We start from the raw sequence: 5,411 nt of genomic DNA, 5'->3' as shown, positions 1-5,411 counted from the left end.
CGCCTGCACCGGCCCCAGCGCCGGCCCCCGCGCCTGCGCCGGCCCCGGCACCCGCACCGGCCGCCCGCGCCTACATCGGCTACTCCGGCACCTGGAACACCAGCATCTACGACCTGGTGCCGGCCAACATCCCGAACTACTTCACGCACGTGAACCTGGCCTTCGCGAAGCCGAACACGCCGTACGTGAAGGGCAGCTACGCGTTCGACCAGTCGATCGCCGGCTTCGAGTTCGCCGAAGGCGCCTCCGGCAACAACGGGCAGCGCTTCTTCAGCGCGCAGCAGGCGCAGGACCTGCGCAACAACATCGCGGCGCTGAAGGCCCGCGGCACGCAGGTGTGGCTGTCGTTCGGCGGCTGGGCCTACAGCCAGGGCAGCGAATGGGCGAACTACAACGCCCGGGGCGTCGTCGACCTGGCGCTGGACCTCGGCGCGTCAGGCGTCGACCTCGACTGGGAAGTGAACGGCGCGTCGTGCAACAAGCTCGACGCCGCCAACTTCAGCTGCAACACCGATGCGCAGATCGTCGGCATCATCGATGCGACCTACGCCGAGATCCAGTCGCGCGGCGCCAAGCTCGGCATCTCGGTGGCCGGCTGGTCGACCGGCGCCTACTACGTGAAGGGCTCGCCGTTCGAGGAAGGCAAGGTGCAGTGGGGCTCGCCGTTCGGCGGCGTGATGTACACCGCCGTCAAGACGCGCGGCAGCAARCTGAGCCACGTCAACCTGATGTCGTACGACGGCGGCGACTACTACGACCCGCGCGAGGGCTACGAGTCGTACCGCGCGATCTACAGCGGCCCGATCCACATGGGCATGGAGATCGCCCCGGAAGGCGCGGGCGGCGCGGTGCTGAAGATCCCGGCCAACGGCGTGCAGTACGACGCCGACATGCTGAACGGCAGCAACAACATGGCGACGCCGTACTACAACGTCGAGACGCTGGTGAACTACGTGAAGAACAAGGGCCGCTCGAACGACGGCTTCATGATCTGGCAGATCTGGAAGCAGCGCGTGCACATGCCGGCACCGGCCGGCGCGGCCACCGAGAACTCGGCCGGGCAGTACGTGTGCCGCAACCTGCCGCTGAAGGGGGATTGCAACCAGACGATCCCGAGCCTGCCGAAGCTGTGAAGCTTCCGTAGGGACCGAGGCCCAGGGGGCCGTCAGGTTGCCGCCAAGGCGACCGCGTCGGCCCCCGCCGGCGTGCGCATCGGCGCCGCCGGGTCGGTCACCGCACGCCACACCGCCTCGGCGACATCCCGTGCGTGCGTGACCGGCGTGCTGGTGTCGCGCAGCGCGGCGAACACGCGTGCCGTGAAGTCCGCATAGGCCTCGTGCGCGCTGCCGGCCATGAGCCGGCGGGCGTTGTCGCCGAAGCTGGTGCCGGGTGCGCGCCCCGGCAGCACCACGCGCACCCGCACGTTGAACGGCGCCAGCTCCAGCGCGAGCGATTCGGTGAACGCATTCACGGCCGCCTTGCTCGCGGTGTAGACCGACAGCAGCGGCAGCGGCTTCAGCGTGACGCTCGACGTGACGTTGACGACGACGCCGGCGCGCCGCTCGCGAAACTGCGGCAGCACGGCCCGCGTCATCGCGATGGTGCCGAGCGTGTTGGTCTCGAAGATCGCGCGGGCGCTGTCGGGCGTGATGCCTTCGAGCGGCGCCAGCAGGCCGACGCCGGCGTTGTTGACGAGCGCATTGACCGGCCCGGCCGCCTCGACGCAGCGGCGGATGCTCTCGGCATCGGTCACGTCGAGCGGCAGCACGCGCAGGCGGTCGGTGTGTGGCAGCAGATCCTCGCGCGGCGTGCGCATCGTCGCGATGACGCGCCAGCCCTGGTCGAGGAAGAAGCGCGCCGTCTCGAGGCCGAAGCCGGATGAGCAGCCGGTGATCAGGACGGTGGGGACGCTGGATCGGGTGGACATCGGGAACTCCATCAGGTTGGCGATGCCCGCACGATACGCAGCCGGAACCGGACTGACTACACTCTGGAGTCCATTGATTTGTCGAGAGAGTCCTGCATGGTCGATCCGTTGGCAGAAGTCGTGTCCTTGCTGCAACCCGGGGCGCCGTTCTCGAAGCTCGTCGTCGCTTCGGCGCCGTGGGCGGTGCGCCGCGCCGAGATGGGCCGGCCGTTCTACTTCGTCGTGCTCGAAGGCGGCTGCCACCTGACGATCGACAGCCCGGGCGGTGGCGAAACGATCACGCTGCGGGAAGGCGACTTCGCGCTGATCCCCGCTGCGCGCGGCTTCGCGACGTCCAGCCTCGACCGGCAGCCGCCGCGCGCGGACGAAGCCGTCACCACGCCGATCGCGCCGATGCCGGGCGGCGCACGCGTCGGCGACCCGAACGGCGCGGTCGACGTGCGCATGCTGGTCGGCCACTGCGTGTTCGGCTCGCCCGATGCAGCGCTGCTGGTACCGCTGCTGCCGCAATGGGTGCATGTGCGCGGCGAGCGCCGGCTGTCGACGCTGGTGCAATTGGTCGGCGACGAATCGCGCACCGACCGGCCGGCGCGCGAGATCGTGATGGCGCGCCTGCTGGAGGTGCTGCTGATCGAGGCACTGCGGGTGCCGGCCGGCAGCGCGGCCGGAACGTCGACCTCGGCGGGCCTGGTGCGTGCGCTGGCAGATCCGAAGCTGGCCGTGGCACTGCGACGCATGCACGAGCGGCCGCAGGATGCGTGGACCATCGCGCAGCTGGCGCAAGAGGCAGCGATGTCACGCTCGGCCTTCTTCGAGCGCTTCAGCCGCGCGGTCGGCGTGGCGCCGATGGCGTACCTGCTGGCCTGGCGCATGGCGCTCGCGCGGCAGATGCTGCGGCAGCGCGAACTCGCCATCGCCGAGATCGCCGAGCGCGTGGGCTACAGCTCGGTCAGCACCTTCGGCGTGGCGTTCACACGGCATGTGGGGATGCCGCCGGGGCGGTATGCCAGCCGAACGCTTTACGATCCTGTCTGATTCCTGCGCCTGAACATGCCTCACTTCCTCTTTCCGTTGCCGTCTGGCGCAGGCCGCATGCAGCGGGCGTGCCGAAACTCTGGAAGCCTGGCCTGTGAGTGCTGACATGCCGGGAGGCGATCCGTTCGAATCACCGGATCAATACATCGCGCGACTGAGGAACAGCCCCGAGGCCAGGGGCGCCGTGGCACGAGGAAAAGTACAACGGCTCGCTGAACACGATCCGGTGCAGGCACTGCAGGTGGCACGCAGCATCGAGCACCCCTGGTATCGCTGCCAGGCCATCGCGTCCATCGCGGAGATGAACCCCACCGATCAGGCTGCGGAGAGCCTGCTGGACGAGGCCTTTGCGGCGGCCTACAGCCAGGATGAGCCGAATCGCATCGCCTCCGTCGCGCTGTGGCCGTTGCGCCTGCTGGTCCACAGGGCTCCAGGCAAAGCGGCAGCGCACGCGCGTGAGCTCCTTCAGATCATTTCCCGAGAGCCTCACGGGCTTCGCAAGCTGGATGGGCTTCACGCCATTCTCGTGGCCGTCGAGCCAGCGACTCCGGATCAGCGCATCCCCAGCACCTCGACCACCGCATCGATCACCGCCTGCGGCTTCTCGGCCGGAATGTTGTGCCCCGCGCCGGCGACCACGCGATGGACTCCGCGGCTCGACAGCGCCACCACCTCCTCGTGCGTCTTCAGCACCTCGGCCTCGAAGGCCTTGTCGAGCTCGCTCCGGGGCTTGCCGGGTGCCGCATACAGACTGACGCCGCGGGTCAGGTAGACCAGCGGCAGGTCGCCGAAGCGCTTGCGCGCGGCGCGCAACTGGGCCGCGCTCTTCGTGTGGTACTGGAGGTACTCGGCGTGCACGGCCGTCTGCCGCTTGAGATCCAGCCGTGCCGAGCGCACCACCGGCCACAGCAGCGGCCCGTAGAGTTCGGCGCTGTCGCCCACGCATTGCACGTACGCCTCGCTCCCCGCCTTCATGCCCTGGCGCACCGCGCGGTAGCAGCCCTCGTCGATCGCCTTCTCTTGCGCCAGCAGCTTCGAGAACTTGCCACCGGTGACGCGGCTGCCACGCGCGGGCTCGTCCTCGTGCTCGCTGTCGACGATCACCAGGCCGCCGACCTCCTTCGGCCAGGTGTAGGCGTAGAGCTGGGCGATGCGGCCGCCCATCGAATGACCGACCAGCACATAGGGCGGCTTCAGCTTCGCCCGCTGGAGCAGCACGTGCAGGTCCGCAACCGCCTGCGCATGGGTGGCGGGCCGGGTCGTGGCGTCGCTGAAACCGTACCCGGCGCGGTCATAGACGCAGGCGGTGGTCAGCTTCGAGACGGCCGGATGCACCTTCAGCCAGTCCCAGCCGTCACTTTCCAGGCCGGCATCGAAGATCACCACCGGGCCGCCGCTGCCGCGGCAGTACAGGTTCAACCGACGGCCGTGGTCGACGTCGATCAGCTGATGCGGCTTCGCGTAATCGGCCGCCTCGTCAGGCACCGCGGCTTGCGCGAAGCTGCCTGATGCGGCACCTGCCAGGACAAGGGCCGCGAGCAGCGGACGCAAGGCGCGGAAAGAGAAGTTCGACGACAGAGTCGGCATGGGATGGCAATGCCGCGAGGCATGTTGGAGCGGTGCGCGATGGTATCGGCGGATCACAGCCACCCCTCTTGCTCGGCCTTCACCAGCTGCTGCGCCATGTGCTCGCACAGTCGTCGCAGCGTCTCTGGCACACCCGGCCGCTCGCGTATGCGAGCCAACGTCGCGGGATCATGGTGATCATCCAGCGCCAGCTTCTGCCGGGCCGCAGCGAGCTGATCGACGCCCATCAGATGCGGCTCCCACGGCAGCCCGCGGCCCTCCCACAGGCTGCCGGCCGTCAGCGCGATCTCGACGCCCGCCGGATCCGGATCGGCGCTGATGCGCGCCGGCGCGGGGGCCAGTTCCAACAGCGCGCCGACGGCTGCCATCCAGTCGCCCGGTGGCCGCCCTGGCAGCCAGACCAACGCGACGCCGTCCTCGCGTTGCGCCGCCTGCCGCTCGAAGCTCGCGCGGTTCTCGATCAGCCAGTAGTGCATCGGCGCCACCGCCCGCGCCAGCTTCAGCAAGTCACGCGCCGCCAGCCCCACGCAATGCAGCGCCCGCAGATCGCAGCGGTGATCGGGCGCCCATGCCAGATCGAGTGCGCCTGCCAGCCACACCTGCTGCGCGAACCGCTCGATGCCCAGCGCAGGCAGGTCGACGTGCGCATCCAGCCATTGCCACTCCGCGGTCGCGAGCGACTTGGTCTTGCCGCGCGCCTGCAGTTCGAAATCCCGCCGCGTGCCGGTGTGCTGCTCGTCCTGCCAGTTCGCCAGCGCATGCAGCAGCTCGATGCGGCGCATCAGCGTCGCCAGGTTCAGCGCCGAGCCGCCCTCCGCCAGCTCGGCCGCGGCCGCCTGCAGCGCCTCGCGCGCTTGCACCC

5 protein-coding genes and 1 pseudogene are annotated in these 5,411 nt (G+C 69.5%); 2 read left to right on the top strand and 4 right to left on the bottom strand.

Annotation, left to right across the window (positions count from 1 at the left end; translation table 11 throughout):
- On the top strand, window positions 1-1,133 hold a 1,133-nt coding region (locus tag AC1D01_RS19015; RefSeq protein ID WP_477868990.1), incomplete at its 5' end, for a glycosyl hydrolase family 18 protein.
- A gap of 32 nt (window positions 1,134-1,165) precedes the next feature.
- Here the strand turns inward: AC1D01_RS19015 and AC1D01_RS19010 are convergent.
- The gene (locus tag AC1D01_RS19010; RefSeq protein ID WP_477868988.1) at window positions 1,166-1,927 is read right to left on the bottom strand and encodes an SDR family oxidoreductase; all 762 of its coding nucleotides are present in this window, start codon (window positions 1,925-1,927) and stop codon (window positions 1,166-1,168) included.
- Between the two features lie 96 nt (window positions 1,928-2,023).
- Between AC1D01_RS19010 and AC1D01_RS19005 the strand changes: the two genes are divergently transcribed.
- A complete protein-coding gene (locus AC1D01_RS19005; protein WP_477868986.1) occupies window positions 2,024-2,962 on the top strand; it encodes an AraC family transcriptional regulator in 939 nt (312 codons plus the stop codon).
- Between the two features lie 130 nt (window positions 2,963-3,092).
- Here AC1D01_RS19005 and AC1D01_RS19000 read toward each other — a convergent pair whose 3' ends face one another.
- From AC1D01_RS19000 to AC1D01_RS18990, 3 genes and pseudogenes are all read right to left on the bottom strand, one after another.
- Window positions 3,093-3,479, bottom strand: a complete 387-nt coding sequence (locus tag AC1D01_RS19000) for a hypothetical protein (protein WP_477868984.1) — start codon at window positions 3,477-3,479, stop codon at window positions 3,093-3,095.
- Window positions 3,480-3,514: 35 nt separating this feature from the next.
- Window positions 3,515-4,549, bottom strand: coding sequence for an alpha/beta hydrolase (locus AC1D01_RS18995; RefSeq protein WP_477868982.1), 1,035 nt, complete (start codon window positions 4,547-4,549; stop codon window positions 3,515-3,517).
- Between the two features lie 53 nt (window positions 4,550-4,602).
- Window positions 4,603-5,411: pseudogene (locus AC1D01_RS18990) on the bottom strand (DUF2399 domain-containing protein); the annotation flags it as partial.

The organism is Rhizobacter sp. P3_B12 (assembly GCF_056402895.1).
This window is presented reverse-complemented; position numbering and strand designations above follow the sequence as displayed.

Coding starts and splice junctions, on each gene's coding strand:
- AC1D01_RS19005 (WP_477868986.1), top strand. CDS start 2,024: ATGGTCGATCCGTTGGCAGAAGTCGTGTCCTTGCTGCAACCCGGGGCG.
- AC1D01_RS18995 (WP_477868982.1), bottom strand. CDS start 4,549: ATGCCGACTCTGTCGTCGAACTTCTCTTTCCGCGCCTTGCGTCCGCTG.
- AC1D01_RS19010 (WP_477868988.1), bottom strand. CDS start 1,927: ATGTCCACCCGATCCAGCGTCCCCACCGTCCTGATCACCGGCTGCTCA.